The organism is Bacteroidota bacterium, assembly GCA_017303975.1.
Classification (GTDB): domain Bacteria; phylum Bacteroidota; class Bacteroidia; order JAFLBG01; family JAFLBG01; genus JAFLBG01.
The window spans coordinates 15,619-33,945 of record JAFLBG010000029.1 but is presented as its reverse complement, the minus strand read 5'-3'; the positions used below and the strand labels follow the sequence as shown (position 1 = coordinate 33,945).

Here is an 18,327-nt window from a genome sequence, read left to right as displayed (position 1 = left end):
TTTTTTTATCAAGAATAAGGTTTAAAACTTCGTGTAAGCTGAAGTTTACTGAAAATCATTTCTCAAAAAGAAATAACGAGAGGCTATGTATATATGATTAATGGCTGTTTTAAAAACTCCATAATGTTTTGATAGAATTTTGAAACGCTCTCTCCAACTTTTGTATTTGTTTTTCGTAGATGTACCACCTACTAAAAACTTAGATATATAGCCATCATAGTATTGAACTACTTTAGCTTCCTTTAAGATTGATATAACCCAGTCAATATCTGAACTTATTTTAAAACTAAGATCGTAAGGCTTACATAGGCTGCGTTTAGGAATAAAAGATTGATGGCAAACACACATTCCATATTGTAAACTTTTCCATGAAAGCTTGTGAGGAGGTTTAAGTCTAGCATCGCCAATTATCCCTCTGTCATTGCCAATAACAGAAGTTTTTCCGTATACTATATCGGCATCGTTTGTGCTTGTTAAAACCTTTTCCAATGTTGTTCTGTCAAAAAATTCGTCACCTGAATTTAAATAGAGAATGTAATCTCCGGAAGCTAAATTCAACCCTTTATTCATTGCATCGTAGATGCCTTTATCTTTTTCAGATATAATTTTACTAATCTTATGTTTGTATTTATTTATTACCTCCAGTGTTCCATCTTTTGATGCACCATCAACAACAATAAACTCAAAATCTTGAAAACTCTGTTCCAATACACTAATAATTGTATGCTCAATTAGGTCTTTTGAGTTATATACAACTGTTACAATGCTTATTTTAGGATTCATAATTTACAGAAGCTTTTTGTATAAATCTATATACTTTTGAGCTACAATATCATATGTAAAGTTACTAAGAACTTTGTTTCGTGCGTTAGCAGATATTTGCATCTCATTGTTTTTTCGGACCCAATCTATACCCTCTGCTAAATCTTGAGGAGAAGCGTATTCTGCAAGATAGCCATTTGATAAATGATCTACCATATCAGGAATTCCTCCGGTTGAATAGGCTACAACGGGTGTTCCACATGATAATGCTTCCATGATTGTGTTAGGAAGGTTCTCGTCTAAGGAAGGAGTAATAAAAGTATTGCTTGCGTTATAATATTTTATCATCAGTTCTTCTGAGTCAATATATCCAAGAAATTTTGAACGGAAGGGTAGGTGTTCTTTAATTTCGCTCTTTACATTGCCTATTACCAAAAGTTCTATTTTAACTTGTTTTTCAGAATATCTTTCTTTTAAAATAGTTAATGCTTTTAATAAGTGTTGAATTCCTTTTCTCTCGTCATTTATATTGGCAGCTACAAAAAGTAAGTAAAACGTATCATTTAATAAACCAAGTTCACTCCTGATATCAAGTTTTGGAAAGGGCTTGAATTTATATACATCTATAGGATTTGGAATAACTTGAATTGATATGTCTTTTAACAAACTGCTTTTTCTAGCTTTCTGGGCAAGCCAGTTGCTGCAAGTAACAATAGATAAGTTTAGTTTTTTATACACCAATTGCTTTTGTTTCCAAATACTGTTTGATAAGTCAGTTGATGAATTCGTGTTTAAGTAAAAGCAATTACCACATTGATTTTCAAAATTATTACAATCTCTACTATGATGGCAAATACCTGTAAAAGCCCACATATCATGCAATGTCCAAACAATTGGTTTATTTAGTTTGGCTAACTTATTTAATGATGAGATGGATAAAAAACCATTGTTTATCCAATGTAAATGAAGTATGTCAGCATCTTTAACCGAATCATCAGAGCTTATATCAATTCCAAACTGAGGATTAGAAATTTTAAATCGAATATTTTTACTTTTTTGCTTTGGTAGTAAAAGCAATTTTTCCAATAAAATGGAAGTATGTATTTTTCTTTGGGTAAATGCTGAGAAGCTTTCTTGATTTAACGTATTTGATTGAACTGCATTGGCGTTTAAAGCGCTGCTTATTCTATTGCATGCAATGGCAGCACCTCCTGCGTTTTTACTGGTATTTATGTGGGTGATTTTCATTATCTCTTTGCTCTTATTATTATATAAGGAGAGAATAATCTATTTTTTAAAGGAATAATTTTTGAAACAGCTTTGCCAACAAATTTTAATGTGTAAAAAAATAGTTTGTTTAAGCTATTTAGTTTACCCATATCCTCAAGCCAAATGCTAAATCCACCATAATAAGAAACTGAGATAGAACTAAGTTTCAGCTCTTCGCACGTATGTTTTAAAAAATTTATATCCATGCACTTAATATTATGTGCATTGTAATTATCAATATCAAATTTTTTATTTATAAATCCGTTAATGCCTCTGAAGTTTGGCAATGTAATAAGTAGAGATCCATTATCATTCAGGGCATCTATGTGTTTTTGGATAACAAATTTTGTGTCGTAAAAGTGTTCAATAAAGCCTAGGGAGAATACAAAATCGTACTTAGTATTAAATGTAAAAGTATTTATATCGCCTTCTAAAACTTGAATGGCTGATTCTTTAATATTATTTGCTGAATAAAGTTCTTTTAATTTTTCCTTTACAATAACAAAGTCAAATAGAGTAGTTGAGGAGTATGGAAATTTATTTTTGATATAAATTGAGTAATAACCAGGAAATCCACCAATTTCAAGGCAAGATAATGTGTTTTGTTTTGAAATTATTTCATCAAAAATTGTATAAAACGCTGGCTTATCCGTTAGTTTGATATTGAAATCTTTTGATTTCCAATAATCAATCCAAAATTGTTTGTCAGTTATAGAGGTTGCTTCCAATGTATATTATTTGAATTTCTTTTTAAGTAACAACTCGCACAAATTCCAGTCGATAAGTGAATCAATGTCTACTGAAGATTCGTTACTCATCACATACTTCTTTACTTTTTTAAGAGAAAGGCTTTTTGCTTTTTTCAATGATTCTGTGTTTATTATATATATAGCTCCATTATATTGATAAACAATTGGTGCTTCTTGACGATTGAGATATCTTTTGTTAAAGAGCTTGACTAGCATATTGTCTTTTTCTACAAATGCATTGAAATAAGGGTTTTTATCAGCTTCTTTTACAGAGACAATCATGTCTGTTTTTTTTGAAAATAATTTTTGAGCTTTCTTTACATCTTCTGCTGCTCTTAATGGAGAGGTGGGCTGTAAAAGTACAACAGCATCATAAAAAACGCCTTGTTTTTCATAATAGTTCAACGCTTCAATTATTACTTCATACATCCCGGCTTTATCCGTTGCGAATTTCTTATTTCTTAAGAAAGGTACTTTAAGCTTTGCTTGGCTTTCAACAACTTTTTTAATTTTTAACGAATCAGTAGATACACAAATATTTATGTCGGAGGTTAGTTTTCTTGCGCAATCAATTGTATAAACGATAAGAGGTTTTCCTTTTAGGGATTTTATGTTTTTATTTGGAATGCCCTTTGATCCGCCTCTTGCAGGTATTAAGTATAGATATTTCATTACTTATTAATTGAAATCAATGTGTTTAATATCTTCATTTGCTTTTTCGTAATCTTCTGGCTTTCCTATATCTAACCAATAATTCAAAATAGGAAAATAAATTACTTTTTTGCCTTTACTCAATAAAAGTTCTATGAAGTCAGTAGCATCATATTTTTGATTTGATGGTATAAAATCAATCAGAGGTTTCTTTATTAGATAAATACCAGCATTTGAATAATAGGTATAAGTTGGTTTTTCTTTTAATGAAATTATGGTGTCGTTTTCTGTTTCAACAATTGCATATGGAATATTTACTTTGTATGGAATTGTAGCTACAGCCATATCAGCATTTTTCTCAATGAATTCTAAGTAGAAATCTTCAAAATTAATATTGGTTAATAAATCGGAATTCATTACAAGAACTGTATCTTCTGTTGTGTCATTTGCAAGCTTAAGTGCACCAATTGTGCCTAATGGCTCATTTTCCTTGACATATGAAATAGAAATATTTTTTTCTTTTCCATCCTTGAAGTAATCTTCAATTTGTTCAGCTAAATACTTAACTGTAATTGTTATATTACTTACCCCATGTGCTATTAACCAATCAATATTATGTTCTATAATTGGTTTGTCTCCAACTGTTAGTAATGGTTTTGGTTTATTCTTTGTAAGAGGCCATAATCTTTCGCCTTTACCACCTGCCATTATTACTGCATTTATAGGCAGCATGGCTTTTGTTTCTTCTAAATCTATAATATTTAAAATCCTCTTGTGTTCATCTAAAATTGGAACTAGTCTTATTTTTTTGTCTCTAAATTCTTTAAGTAGAGTAGGGGTAAGATTAGATTTAGAAATGTACCTGAAATTAAGAAACATGCATTTTTCAACTGATTCAGCAACAGATAATCCCTTCAGAAAGCTTCTTCTAATATCACCATCCGTAAGTGTGCCTACAAGAGCATTTGATTCATCTACAATGAATAAGGTTAGCTTACTTCCTAGCTCATTCATTCTTTCGAATGCCTCTCTAATAGATATGTTTTTACTAACAATGTTCTTATTGTAATTTTTCATAAGCACTTTTCTAATATTGAAACAATCTTTTGTGCAGTATTACCATTCCCGTAAATAGAAATTTTTGGAAGTGTTTTCCTTTTCTCAATAACTTTAATTGCAGATAAAATTTTTTCTTCCTTAATCTCGCAATTTAAAATATTAGATGTAATTATTCTCCCATTCTGTCTGTCTCCTAAATTGATTACGTGTTTAGGAAAGAAACTTGCTTCAACAAATCCGCTAGATGTATTTCCTAATAGAAATGAACAATGTTTCATACATGATAAATAGCCTATAGTACCGAATGATTCAACACCAATAGCATTTTTGTTTTTTGCAATGAAATTGTTGAGTTTTTCTCTTATTAAATCACCTTGTGTATCTGAGTTAGGCATTGTAATTACTAATTGGTAGTTAGCGCATTGGTTCAATGCTTTTATTAACTCATTTATGTAAATACTATTCTTAGTATGAGAAACTGTTTCGGGATGGAACGTAATTAAAATGCTAGGTTGTTTTAAACCTATATTAAACTTCTTTTTGAATTCCTCAATGGAATAAAGTTTAAGTTTTTTTAAGTTATCTATGCTTAATGCTCCAACATTATAAACATTGCTTTTGGATCCAATTATCTCTGAAACTTTATTTTTATATTTTTCTGTAGAAGTAAAATGATATTTTGCAGTCAATGAAAGCGAGTGTCTAAATATATTATCAATTGCACCGGTTGTTGTTTCTCCACCAGAAATATGGGCTACTGGAATATTGAAAGGAATAGAAGACAATACAGCGGCATACATTTCATATCTGTCTCCAAGGCAAATTAGCAAATCATAGTTTTCTTTAGCCCAAATTGATGACGTTTTTATAGTTGTTAATCCCATTGCACTTGAGATAGCTTCAGGAGAATCTCCTAATACTAATGATTCTACAGTATACTTAATAGAAAAACCATCCGCCTTTATTTGGTCTAGTGTGTATCCGAATTGCCTAGAAACGTGAGTCCCCAGAGCAATAATATCTAAGTTGAATTTCTTTGATTTAAAAAGTAATTCAATTAAAGGCCTATATATACTATAGTCAGATCGCCCACATGTAAGTAATGCAATTCTTTTTACTTCAGATCTTCCCATCTTAATTTATGATCAATTGTTAAGTTAGTTTTCAAGCTTCGGCCAATAATTTTTTTGATATTCATGGGGGATATTCCATCTCCAGGTCTCTTCATGATTAAGTCAGATTCTTTTAGTGTATATCCTTTCTTAAGATTAGAAGCAATATGAATACTTCTTCTTGCTACAATAATATTTTTTGATTCAGCAGCACCTGGAATTTTAAGTCCATTGCCCATACTTTTTTCAATATTTCTTATTGCTTTTACCATTGCACTAAGTTCATTTGGCTCCAGCGATGCTTTATGGTCTGGGCCAATCATATTCTTATCAAGTGTAAAATGCTTTTCAATAACTGTTGCACCCATTGCTACAGCAGCAATAGGAACTTCTATGCCAGGTGTATGGTCTGAATAACCAACTTGCACACCAAACGCCTTTTTTAAAGTATTCATTGCATTTAAGTTTACGTCCTCAAAAGGAGTAGGGTACTCTGTTGTACAATGCATCAGTGTAATATCATTACGCTTCATCCCATTGTTGAGAAGGACTTTAATTGCTTCTTCAATTTCACTTAAGCAACACATTCCGGTGGAAAGTATCACATGTTTTTTGGTTTTTGCAGCCTTAACAAGTAATGGGTAGTTGGTAATATCTCCTGATGGTATTTTATGTAATCTTACTTTAAGCTTTTCTAATAAATCAAAGCTTTTCAAGTCAAATGCGGTACTTAAAAATTCTATTTTTTTTGAGTTACAATAGGTTTGTAGTTTTTTGTAGGCATCTAATGGAAGATGAATCTTTTTTGCCATCTCCAATTGAGATTCTTCTGCACCAGTAAGTCTGGCTTGGTACTTTGCTTTTGGAGCGGCAGAAGTCATCACAAGCTCTGGTATAGCTGTTTGAAACTTTACAATATCAGCACCACTTTTTTTTGCTTCATCTATCATTGCAATAGCCAAATCAAAATTTCCATTATGATTTACACCGGCTTCAGCAATTATTAAAACTTTTCCCATAATTACTTTGTCTTTTTCTTTGCGGAAATTTTCTTTTCAACCTGCTCCCAAGATTCAAATGCAATGGCTCTATCATCAATCCAATAATCGCCAATTGGTTTTCCTAATATTAATTGATGGTATTTTATGCCATTTTTTGCTAGCCAATCAGCAGTCATTTCATATTCCATCCATGTTCTTGCTGAGTAAATAATAATAGTATGACCTTGAGAATATAATTTGTCAATATATTTTTTTGCACCCGGCTTTATTTTAGCAAGTGCTCTACTGTATGTTTTTTCTTCGGTACAAATGGTACCATCTAAATCTATAATTAATCTCATTATGTAGCTTTTACAACTTTTAGTGTAGTTATTTTTATTGCTGTTTTTTTACTTTAATATATGTTTCTCTGTATGCTCTAAGCATTAATAAATTTTTTTTCCAATTATTATTGGGTTTAGTTTTTATACCTAAATAATCATTTAAAACATATAAAGGAATATTTGCACCTGCAGCAATAGATGCCGGAGCTCCACCACCTAAACGAGGATTTATTTCCATTACAACAATATTTTTTGTTTTCAATTCTTCCAAAAACTGAATTGTAATTGGTCCTGTTAGTTTCGATTTTAATAAAATGTTTTTTGAGATGGATATAATCTTAGTATTCTTAATTGTTATAGTCTTTGTTACTTCCCCTCCTGATACTTCTAATCGTTTTCTAGGAACAATAGAAATTATTTTTTGCGTTTTGGGAGATACATAGCAATCTACACTATACTCTGTCGCTTCTATATATTTCTGAAAAAGAAAGTTTTCTTTTTTAGTTGTTGAAATAAATTTAGCGTACTCTATTTTTGAGTGAAGTACCTGAATTCCTTTTGATGCAGAACCTAATCGAGGTTTGGCTATAATAGGAAAGCTTGACCTTGGTAGAGTAGGAGGTACGGGAATTTTACTGTTTTCAAACCATGAATTGGCTTTTACTTTATCAAAAAAAATGGTACACTCATCTTCGTTTGGCACTGGTATAAAAACCAAATTAGAATCAAGCTCTGATTTGAGTTTTGCTGCAACAACTGTAGCAGGATCAACAAAAGGGATAACTATATGTATATTGTTTTTCTTGATAGTGCTTTTTAAATGCTCAATAACTTTTATGTCATTCCATTTAAGACCAACTATAATTTGAGCAATGCCTGAAATAGGAACTTCTTTGCTTAATTCATAAGAAAAAATTGAGACTTTTTTGTTATGAGATTTGCCTGCTTCAATAAATTTTTCTGCGATGGAGATGCGTTTAGCTCCACCTAAAAATAATATGTTTATGTCTTTATTTTTTTTCAATTTTTAATAAGGAATATAACTACTTGGAATATTTACTAATCGTTCTTCAATATAAATAGCATTATCAATGTTTTCTGTAATACAATCTTTAAACATAACAAGTTTGTTCATTAATGTCCAAGATGGTCTTGTCATTACACCGTTTGAATTCGTAAATGCTAAAAACTCATCGCGTTGAGTTCTATCGTTTAATAAAATTGCATTTAACCAATAGTTTGACTTTGAATCCTTCGGTTCATGAATAAATGCAATGTTGTTCTTTTCAAAAAATCGTTTATAAGAAGCAGCAAGAGCTCTTTTCTTCTCTAAAAATAGATTAAGGTTTTCTAGTTGAGCACATGCCAGAGCTGCATTCAAATTAGGCATTCTGTAGTTGTATCCAATTTCATCGTGCACAAAATCCCATGCATGTGGAACTTTTGCTTGAGTGGTTAAATGTTTTGCCTTTTGAGCAATTTCTTTGTTGTTGGTAAGTATAGCGCCACCACCACCACATGTAATGGTTTTGTTCCCATTAAAGCTAAGTGTGCCTAATAATCCGAATGTGCCGGTGTGTTTCCCCTTATAAAAACTACCAATTGATTCTGCTGCATCTTCTATTAATGGAATATTATAGTTTGAGCAAATTTCAGCAATGGAGTCTATTTGCACTGGGTGTCCAAAGGTATGCATTGGAACACAAGCTGCTATGCGTTTACCCGATGGTTTATGATAACAGAAACCATCTTTTCTTATCTCAGTTTTATCTTTCAAAAAATTTAAAAGTTTTTCTGGGCAAAGACCAAGTGTCTCTTTGTTTATATCTATAAATAGAGGTTGGCTGCCTATATAACTTATTGCATTGCAGGTTGCAATAAATGATAATGGTTGTGTGATAACCAATTCATCGGATTTTAAACCTGCCAAAAGTAATGATATGTGCAGAGCTGCAGTTCCATTAACACAGGCTATTGCATAATTTGCACCACAATAGTCTTTTAAGTTTTTCTCGAAAAGGTTTACATATTCGCCTACTGAAGAAACAAAAGTAGAGTCTATAGCATCTGCCACATATTTTTTTTCATTACCAATAAAATAGGGGCGATGAAGCGGAATAGAGCCAGATGGTTCTTTAAATTGTTCTCTACAAAATTGTGTAAAATCGCTAAACACTATAAATATTGCTTTTGTAAAGTTTTAAATTTTCCTTTTTACTAAACCATTCTATGGTCTCCTTTAGTCCCTTGTCTAAATCATAATTAGGTTTCCATGAGGAATTACTAGTTATTTTATCATAAGCACCACATAGCCTTTCTACTTCACTTTTGTCGGGGCGCATTCGTTTTTCTTCTTGTATAATTTTAGCTTGTTTGCCTGTTAATTGCATTATTTTTTTCGCTAAATCACCTACGCTTATTTCTTGACCTGTTGCCAAATTAACTTCTTGACCTAACAGTTTGGTGCTTTTTGCAACCTCTAAAAAACCATTGGCCGTATCTTTTACGTATAAAAAATCTCGTGTAGTAGATAATGTGCCCAATTTTATTTGTTCGTAACCGGAAAGCAGCTGTGTAATAATGGTTGGAATAATAGCTCTATTTGATTGTCGTGGACCAAACGTATTAAATGGTCGTACAATAGTTAATGGAAGATTAAAACTTCTATAAAAAGATTCTGCGATACTATCAGCACCAATTTTTGTAGCAGAATAGGGGGATTGCGGCTGCTTAGGGTGTTTTTCATCAATAGGAACATACAATGCTGTACCATATACTTCAGATGTAGATGTTACAATTACTCGGCTAACATTATTAAGCAAGCATGCATTTAAAATATTAGCTGTCCCTTGAATATTAGTATCTATGTAGGAGTTAGGTGCTTGATAACTATATGGAATAGCAATCAATGCAGCCAAATGAAGTACGGTATCTACATCTTTTGTAATACTTATCATTTGACTGTTATCTCTTATGTCTCCTGATATTACCTCAATTGCCTCCAATTTTTCTTTTGGAAAGGTGTCTAACCAACCATACGATCCGGTTGATTTGTAGGACACTAATGCCTTTACTTGATAACCTTGGTCAACTAACAACTCTGTTAAATGGCTACCAATAAATCCTCCGGAACCTGTTACTAATACTTTTTTCATTCAGTTAATTAAGTATGTAAGATGAGTGTTAAATTATTATGTAAATTTGAAACAAAACAACCTCATTTATTTCGTAATTATTTAAATACTAAGTAAATATAAAATTTTAAAGAGAGGAAAGGAAATAAAATTAGCACTATATTGTTGCTGATTACGTTTAATAAATGAAATATCTAGATTTAAATATAGTGGGTATAATTTTGTTTTGGTTTAAAACAAAACTAAAAAACTATTACTACTATTTATTCAAGTATTATCCGTTGGGATTTGGGGTAATTTCGAAAACAAAAGAATTAAAAAATAGTAAGGCAGATAAGTGTGCCATTGTTTTTGCAAATGGTCCATCATTAGGTAAAATTTCTGCTGATAAAGTGGCTTTGTTACAGGGAACTGGAGATTATGAAGTTTTAGCAGTTAACTCTTATATCACTTCCACTTTTGCTGATTTGGTTAAGCCCAATTATTATATAATAAGTGATCCTGCTTATATCGTGCCAGAAACAATAAGCGAGGAGCGTTTGTCAAAAATTAGAAAAGAGGAGTTGAAAAAAGATGTGGATAAACTTTTAGAAAACAAAACTAAAGTTTTTATATCAGCGCAATACTATACAAAAGCTCCTTTTCAAACTAAATATGCTTTTTTTGATTCTGCCAACTTTTTTTCTAACAATGTCAATATATTAAAACCTGCTGGATACTTAAGTATGACGGCATATAAAGCATTGGCAATAGCTTGTTTTATGGGCTATAAGAATATATATATATGCGGTTTTGATAACAACTATTTTAAGAATGTTGTTGTAGATGAAAATAATGGAATGTACTACATTGATACACATTTTTACAATTCAGATAACAAACCACCTAGAAAGGTGGTCGACTCTCATTCAAAATCAATAGGTGAATTGCTATATTTCCATCATTATAATTTTAAACATTTAGAAAAATTCAAAGCGTTTCCTATTGTAAACTTAGATAAAGAAGGCTTGGTTGATTCTTTTTCTAAAAAGCACGATTTAGATATTTATAAGTAATTTTTGGTACCCACTAGATAGAATAAATGCGATACGAAGAAAGAGTTCCGGATGAGTTGTTTGAAGGTGATAAATACCTTGGGCGTCCTGCTGATTTTACGGATAAAATTATTGAGCGTAGGTGTAAACTAGTTGAGGAGTTCAACGATTTTATTGGAAAAGATAAAGAACTACTTGATATAGGTTGTGGAAACGGAGCATCTGTTTTTATGCTTGCGCCAAAAATGAAGCATTGTTTAGGTATTGATATCAATGAAAAAAACAAAGAAGAGTTTGAAAAATATAAATCAAAAACAAAAATTGACAATTGTGATTTTAAATTGTTTGATATAGATAAAGACAATCTGCCTAAACAGTTTGATAGAATAATCAGTTTCGAAGTTATTGAACATCTTCCCAATGAAAAAAGTGTGAAGTTTTATTACGATTCACTGAAAGACGATGGACTGATTGCTATAACAGTTCCAAATAAATGGTGGATTTTTGAAACACATGGAGCCAAATTGCCTTTATTACCATGGAATCGGGTTCCGTTTTTTTCGTGGTTGCCTAAATTTATTCATGAACGTTACTCAAATGCCCGAATTTATACTAAATCGAGAATTACAAAGTTATTAGAGAGTGTTGGGTTTGAAATTCTATCTACAGCTTATATAACAGCCCCAATGGATGTTTTAAAGGAGGGGAGGTTTAAAAATTTTGTAGTTGGTGGTTTTTTCAATTCAGATACCACTTCAATTCCTTTTAAATCCACCTCTATACTTGTATTTGCCAGAAAAAAGAAAAAAAGTAATTGAGTTCAATTAGAAAATATAGTTTATTAATTACCATCATCTCCTACATTGGAGTTATTATCGGTTACATAAACAAGACATTATTATTTCCCAATTATTTAACTCCGGATCAAGTTGGGTTGGCCAATGTAATGATAAACATTGCTATTGTATTTGCTCAGTTTTCCATGCTTGGTGTTGGAGCTATTACACTCAGATTCTTTCCCTATTTTAATGATAGAGCTAGACAACATCATGGTTTTTTATTTTGGGGAAGTGCGCTTGCTGCAATTGGAAGTTTACTAATGGCCTTTGTATTTCTGTATTTCGATGGTTTTATTACAACGCATTTCGGCTCTAAATCGCCTTTAATAGCCGAGTATTATTTATATCTAATCCCTCTTGGAATTTCAACTACCTTCTATTTATTTTTTGATTCATTTTTAAGGTCTATATACAAATCTGTTGTTCCTGTATTTGTAAACGAAGTGCTGCTTCGACTCTTAATTACAATCTGTATTTTGCTTTATGCTATTAATTTGATAAGCTTTCATCAGTTTGTTATTATATATGTAATTGTCAATAGCTCGACTGCCTTAATTTTATTGGCGTATATCGCTTACCTCAAACAATTTACACTTAAGGTTGAGCTTACATTTAGAATTAAAAAGCTGTATAAGAAAATTTTGATTTATGGTGGTTTTACAATTTTAACAATAGCCAGTGGCTCTTTAATATTGAATATGGATAGTCTGTTGATTACAGGCTTGATGGATAATGGATTGTATCATTTTGGAATTTATTCAACCGTATTTTATATAAGTAGTTTGATATTGATGCCATACAGAGCGCTATCTCGCATGACAAGCCCTTTGGTTGCCGAATATTGGAGAGAAAATGATTTAACTAAAATGGAGGTGTTGTATAAGAAGGTTAGCTTGATTAATACAATAATAGGAGGGGGGCTTTTTATTGTATTATGGGTAAATATTGACAATTTATTGAGTTTTCTTCCAATGGAATATAGGGGAGCGCAAAATGTTTTTTTATTTGTTGCATTAGGTCGCCTTTTTGATATGATAACCGGCTTAAATGGTTTGATAATTAGCACATCGAGGAAATATAAATACGAAATTTTGTTTTCATTGTTTTTTGCAATACTCACCTTTGTTTCGTGCTATGTTTTTATTGTCAATCTCAATTTAGGTATTGATGGAGCTGCATTGGCTACCATGCTTACAATTGTTGTTTCAAACTTGATTCGATTGTATTTTGTTCAGTATAATTTTAAAATTCAACCATTTAGTAAAGCTATTTTAATTATTACACTAATAGGAGCATTTGCAACTATTATCATTCATTTTATACCAACTTTCACTAACGTTTACATGGATGGAATAATAAGAAGTATGATGGTATTACTGCTTTTTGTTCTGCCCATCTATTTACTAAAATTATCACACGATTTTAATTCTTTTTTTGATAAATATTTGAAAAGGAATAAGTCCATAAACGTGAATAAGTAATAGCACTTCTGAAAATGAAAGTGTTTCCATTGATTTTGACTTTGCCAATATGATACCCCAAAACTTTTTCCTTCCTCAAGTTTTGAAATGGTGCGGACGTAGATTATTAAAACTTAAAATAGTTAAACATGAACCCAAAGGTTGATTTTTATTTTAATAGAGCCCAAAAGTGGCAGGCAGAATTGGAAAAATTGAGGACAATAGTTCTTGATTGTGCCCTACAAGAAGATGTAAAGTGGGGTGTGCCTTGTTACAATTTTCAGAAAAAGAACATTGTGTTAATTCACGTATTTAAAGAATATTGTGCGCTTTTGTTTTTTAAAGGCGCTTTGCTAAAAGATACTAATAGTATTCTTGTTCAGCAAACAAAGAATGTACAGGCTGCCCGGCAGATTCGTTTTACAAGTGAAAGAGAAATAGATAAGATGGCGAAAACTGTTAAAGCATATATACATGAAGCTATTGAAATAGAAAAAGCTGGCTTGAAGGTAGAATTCAAGAAAACTACTGAGTTCGATATGCCTAAAGAATTTCAAAATAAGTTAAAGGAAATGCCAGACTTGAAAATTGCTTTTAATTCATTGACTCCCGGCCGACAAAGAGCCTATCTTCTTCATTTTTCTACACCCAAACAATCCCAAACACGAGTGTCTAGAATTGAAAAGTGTATCAAGCAAATTCTCAACGGAATAGGGTTGAATGATAATAAACGTAAGTAGAAAAGAATGAAATCCTAGTTTTGCTTTGCACTTAGTAGTAATGAGTCGATTTTCTATAACTAAGATATTGAATTTAAAGCACTCATTATTATTGATTTTAAGCCAAAATACTTTGTTCGCTAGTTTTCTGTTGACTAAATTTGACAAACATTTTAAAATCGCGCTATAATATGAAAAAGGTACTTAAATGGTTTTTTATAGTTGTTATAATTTTATTGGTTGTAATAATTTCCTTGCCGTTTATGTTTAAAGGAAAAATAATTGCAGAAGTTAAAAAGCAGGCAAATGAAAATTTGAATGCAAAAGTTGATTTTGGAGATATTGATTTAACGCTTTTAAGTTCTTTTCCTTATTTCGGATTGGCAATTGATAATTTATCAATTGTTGGTGTAAATGATTTTGAAGGAGATACACTTATTTCCTCGAAGCAAATATCAGTTTCATTGAATTTGATGAGTGTGATAAAAGGAGAAGAGTATTCTATCCGTTCAATAAAATTAGTTGAGCCGCATATTTTCGCAAAAGTGTTGAAAGATGGAAGAGCGAACTGGGATATTGCCAAACCAAGCACAGATACTATGAAAGCAGCTGAACCGGAAGCTGCTACTAAATTCAAAATGAAACTTAAGTCGTTTGTAATTAATGATGCCAACATTATTTATGACGATAAATCTCTCGATTTTTACACAGCTCTAGTTGGCATGAATCACGAACTAAGTGGAGATTTTACGCAAGACGATTTCTTATTAAAAACACTTACGGAGATTAAACAATTTACGATGGGTTATGGAGGCGTAAATTATTTATCAAAAGCAAAAACTGTTATTAAAATGGATTTAGATGCAAATATGCCCAATTTTAAGTTTGTGTTTAAGGATAATAAAATTGATTTGAATGAGTTGTCTTTTCAATTTGACGGATTTTTTGCAATGCCTAAAGAGGATATGGAAATGGATTTGACCTTTAAAGCGTTGCAAAGCGAGTTTAAAAGTTTTTTGTCTTTGATACCAAGTGCTTATTCCGCAGATTTTGCGAATATTAAAACTGCCGGATCGCTTGGATTTGATGGTTTTGTAAAAGGAATTTATAACGAAAAGAAAATGCCAGCTTTTGCTCTAAATCTAGTAGTAAAAGATGCCATGTTTAAATATCCTTCTTTGCCAAAGTCGGTTAACAATATTCAATTAGATGTACATGTAAATAACAAAACCGGAGATCCGGACAATACACTAATTGACATAAATAAATTTCATGCAGAAATGGCGGGAAATCCTGTGGATGTTCTTATGCATATTGCAACACCCGTTTCCGACCCCAATATAAATGGTTCCATAAAAGGTAAAGTAGATTTAGCAAGTGTAAGAGATTTTATGCCTACCGATGGTTCTGAAATGCAAGGGCAGATTGCTGCTGATTTAGATTTAAAGGGTAAAATGTCTTCTATCGAGAAGGAAAAATACGAAGAGTTCAACGCAAAGGGGACATTGGAAGTTGCCAATGTAACATACAAAAGCAAAGATACTCCATATGATTTATCGGTAAAGAAGATGGTATTGGCTTTCTCTCCTCAATTTGTTGATTTAAAAGAGATGAGCGGAATGCTTGGTAAAAGCGACTTTCAAGCCAACGGAAAGATTGATAATTTCTTACAATACTATTTTAAAAATGAATTGCTTAAGGGGCATTTCAATTTTAATTCTACTTTTTTTGATGTAAATCAATTTATGGCAGACGATGCTTCAACGGCTTCCGCAACTCCTGCTGCTGCTGATACAGCGCCAATGTCGGTTGTGGAGGTGCCTGCTAATATAGATTTTGTACTTAATTCTTCCATCTCTAAATTGTTGTATGATAATTTAGTAATAACAAATACCAAAGGCGAAATAGTTATTAGAAACCAACAAGTACAAATGAATGGTGTGAGCTTGCATACACTTGGCGGAGAAATGACAATGAGAGGAATTTATAACACACAAAATGTAAAAAATCCAACAATCGATTTTGATTTAGGAATTTCTAATTTTGATATTCCGTCCACATACAAAGCATTTGTAACCGTGCAGAAATTGGCTCCGGTTGCACAATATACCAAAGGAAATTTTTCAACGCAGTTAAAATTAAAGTCTGTACTTGACAAAACTATGATGCCTAAATACGAAACTATGGCTGGCGGAGGAAAGTTGCAAACCAAAGCTATTACTGTTTCCGGTTTTGAGCCACTAAACAAATTGGCAGATGCTCTGAAAATGGAGAAGTATAAAAAGATGGATTTGCAAAACTTAGATATTACTTACTCTTTTAAAGATGGTAGAATAAATGTAGAACCATTTGAAATGAAAACCGGCAATACAAAAGGAATTGTACAAGGCTACAACAGTTTCGATCAAACAATAAACTACACAATGGATTTAGAAATTCCTCGTTCTGAATTTGGCTCTCAAGCAAATGCGGCTGTAAATAGTTTGTTAGCGCAGGCAAACAGCAAAGGTGCAAATTTATCTGTTGGTGAAACTGTAAGTTTGAAAGCACTGATTGGAGGAACAATTTTGAAGCCGACAATTTCAACCAGTTTAAAAGATGCAAAAAACAAAGCGGTAGATGATTTAAAAGAGAAGGCTAAAGAAGAGTTTGATAAACAGAAAAAAGAGTTAGAGGATAAGGCAAGAGCAGAAGCAGATAAATTAAAAAAAGAAGCCGAAGAAAAAGCAAAAGCAGAGGCCGATAGATTGAAAAAAGAAGCGGAAGCAAAAGCGAAGGCGGAAGCCGATAAGCTTAAAAAACAAGCGGAAGAAAAAGGTAAAGATGCTATAAAGGATTTGTTTAAAAAGCCGAAGTAATTTTTAATTGGTTGATTTAACGAGCACCTAAATCCTAACGCTAATCAAATGCTATTAGTTTATTCGTACAAAATAACACCTCGGTTAAAATATACATTCAATCTTTATTTTAAGGATTTATTGGGTATCGACTATAAGCTAACTACTTCTCGACAAGATTTTATTACCTCAGAGCTTCCTAAAATAAGCTATTCTGAGCTTCCACTAAAAGATGAAATTCATTTTCAGTCGAGAACAATGCTTTTTGAGACGGGAATTTTAGACCAAAATATTGCGGTGTCGGATTATTTGGGTTCAAAAATATTTTTTATGGTTGGCAATGAATCTGTATTGCCTTTTGATGTTTTTGCTGCAGGTTTTTATTTGGTAAGCAGATACGAAGAGTATTTGCCACATATTAGAGATGCCTACGATAGATTTGAAGCCAAAGACAGTCTTGCCTTTCAGAATAATTTTTTACAAACTCCAATTGTTAATACTTGGGCGCAATGGATAAAGCAAATACTAAAAAATAAATATCCATCTGTTATTTTTAAAGAACCAACCTATAAATTTATTTCTACTATTGATATTGATAATGCCTATGCTTACAAAGAAAAAGGCTTGGCTAGGACACTTGGCGGGTATGCAAAATCAATTATTGATTTTAATACAAAAGCACTAAAAGACCGTACCAGAGTGTTGTTGCGTTTGCAGGCAGATCCGTATGATACATTTCAATATCAGCTGGAGTTTCATAAACGTAAGAAAGTAACAACTATTTATTTTTTTCTTCTGGGAACATACGGGTTAAATGACAAGAATTTATCGCCCGACAATAAAAAATTTCAATCGCTTATCAAAAATATTGCAGATTATGCTCAAGTAGGCATTCATCCTTCATTTGGTTCTAATAAAGACAAAGAGCAGTTGAAGTCGGAAATCAATATACTTTCAAAAATATTGCATAGAGAAATCACACAAAGTAGACAGCATTTCTTAAAACTTACTCTTCCAGAAACATACAGAAATTTAATTGATTTTGATATAACGGATGATTATACGATGGGCTACGCATCTCAAGTAGGGTTTCGGGCAAGTATTTGTACTCCATTTTATTTTTATGATTTAGACAGTGAATCGGAAACAAAACTTAGAATTCATCCATTTGCAATGATGGAGGGGACTTTAAAGTATTATATGAATATTGATTCTGAGAATGCAATGTCTTACATAAAGCCATTAATAGACAATATTAAAGCCGTGAATGGAACTTTTATTAGTTTGTGGCACAATGATACGTTAAGTGATTTAGGAATTTGGAAAGGATGGCGAAGTATCTATGAAGAGATGGTAGATTATGCACAATAGTTTGATA

17 protein-coding genes are annotated in these 18,327 nt (G+C 31.8%); 6 read left to right on the top strand and 11 right to left on the bottom strand.

Features of this window, described 5'->3' with window-relative positions; translation table 11 throughout:
- Positions 1-45 precede the first annotated feature (45 nt).
- Genes J0M08_10205 through J0M08_10155 form a run of 11 tightly spaced genes read right to left on the bottom strand, consistent with a single transcriptional unit; the run spans position 46 to position 10,081 of the window.
- Positions 46-783, bottom strand: a complete 738-nt coding sequence (locus tag J0M08_10205) for a glycosyltransferase (GenBank protein MBN8703428.1) — start codon at positions 781-783, stop codon at positions 46-48.
- Between the two features lie 3 nt (positions 784-786).
- Entirely contained in the window at positions 787-2,010 is a 1,224-nt protein-coding gene (locus J0M08_10200; protein ID MBN8703427.1) for a glycosyltransferase family 4 protein, read from the bottom strand.
- Complete coding sequence (locus tag J0M08_10195; GenBank protein ID MBN8703426.1) at positions 2,010-2,759, bottom strand: class I SAM-dependent methyltransferase; 750 nt, start codon at positions 2,757-2,759, stop codon at positions 2,010-2,012. The genes J0M08_10200 and J0M08_10195 overlap by 1 nt, the downstream gene beginning before the upstream one ends.
- 6 nt (positions 2,760-2,765) lie before the next feature.
- Positions 2,766-3,452 carry an acylneuraminate cytidylyltransferase family protein gene (locus J0M08_10190; protein ID MBN8703425.1) on the bottom strand — a complete coding sequence of 229 codons (687 nt, stop codon included), beginning with the start codon at positions 3,450-3,452 and terminating at the stop codon, positions 2,766-2,768.
- Between the two features lie 6 nt (positions 3,453-3,458).
- Positions 3,459-4,508: a nucleotidyltransferase family protein gene (locus tag J0M08_10185; GenBank protein ID MBN8703424.1), complete on the bottom strand. Its 1,050-nt coding sequence runs from the start codon at positions 4,506-4,508 to the stop codon at positions 3,459-3,461.
- Positions 4,505-5,623, bottom strand: coding sequence for a UDP-N-acetylglucosamine 2-epimerase (hydrolyzing) (gene neuC / locus J0M08_10180; protein ID MBN8703423.1), 1,119 nt, complete (start codon positions 5,621-5,623; stop codon positions 4,505-4,507). The genes J0M08_10185 and neuC overlap by 4 nt, the downstream gene beginning before the upstream one ends.
- The gene (gene neuB / locus J0M08_10175; protein ID MBN8703422.1) at positions 5,605-6,621 is read right to left on the bottom strand and encodes an N-acetylneuraminate synthase; all 1,017 of its coding nucleotides are present in this window, start codon (positions 6,619-6,621) and stop codon (positions 5,605-5,607) included. Before neuB ends, neuC begins: the two co-directional genes overlap by 19 nt.
- Positions 6,622-6,623: 2 nt before the next feature.
- Entirely contained in the window at positions 6,624-6,944 is a 321-nt protein-coding gene (locus J0M08_10170) for an HAD hydrolase family protein (protein ID MBN8703421.1), read from the bottom strand.
- Positions 6,945-6,978: 34 nt separating this feature from the next.
- A complete protein-coding gene (locus J0M08_10165) occupies positions 6,979-7,950 on the bottom strand; it encodes an ATP-grasp domain-containing protein (protein MBN8703420.1) in 972 nt (323 codons plus the stop codon).
- A gap of 3 nt (positions 7,951-7,953) precedes the next feature.
- A complete protein-coding gene (locus J0M08_10160; GenBank protein ID MBN8703419.1) occupies positions 7,954-9,105 on the bottom strand; it encodes a LegC family aminotransferase in 1,152 nt (383 codons plus the stop codon).
- Entirely contained in the window at positions 9,095-10,081 is a 987-nt protein-coding gene (locus J0M08_10155) for a GDP-mannose 4,6-dehydratase (protein ID MBN8703418.1), read from the bottom strand. Before J0M08_10155 ends, J0M08_10160 begins: the two co-directional genes overlap by 11 nt.
- A 164-nt stretch (positions 10,082-10,245) precedes the next feature.
- Between J0M08_10155 and J0M08_10150 the strand changes: the two genes are divergently transcribed.
- From J0M08_10150 to J0M08_10125, 6 genes are all read left to right on the top strand, one after another.
- A complete protein-coding gene (locus J0M08_10150; protein MBN8703417.1) occupies positions 10,246-11,115 on the top strand; it encodes a hypothetical protein in 870 nt (289 codons plus the stop codon).
- Between the two features lie 26 nt (positions 11,116-11,141).
- Entirely contained in the window at positions 11,142-11,912 is a 771-nt protein-coding gene (locus J0M08_10145; protein ID MBN8703416.1) for a class I SAM-dependent methyltransferase, read from the top strand.
- The gene (locus tag J0M08_10140) at positions 11,909-13,414 is read left to right on the top strand and encodes an oligosaccharide flippase family protein (protein ID MBN8703415.1); all 1,506 of its coding nucleotides are present in this window, start codon (positions 11,909-11,911) and stop codon (positions 13,412-13,414) included. Before J0M08_10145 ends, J0M08_10140 begins: the two co-directional genes overlap by 4 nt.
- 128 nt (positions 13,415-13,542) lie before the next feature.
- Positions 13,543-14,133 carry a YdeI/OmpD-associated family protein gene (locus tag J0M08_10135; GenBank protein MBN8703414.1) on the top strand — a complete coding sequence of 197 codons (591 nt, stop codon included), beginning with the start codon at positions 13,543-13,545 and terminating at the stop codon, positions 14,131-14,133.
- A gap of 170 nt (positions 14,134-14,303) precedes the next feature.
- A complete protein-coding gene (locus J0M08_10130; protein ID MBN8703413.1) occupies positions 14,304-16,970 on the top strand; it encodes a membrane assembly protein AsmA in 2,667 nt (888 codons plus the stop codon).
- A gap of 48 nt (positions 16,971-17,018) precedes the next feature.
- Complete coding sequence (locus J0M08_10125; GenBank protein ID MBN8703412.1) at positions 17,019-18,320, top strand: polysaccharide deacetylase family protein; 1,302 nt, start codon at positions 17,019-17,021, stop codon at positions 18,318-18,320.
- Positions 18,321-18,327 lie beyond the last annotated feature (7 nt).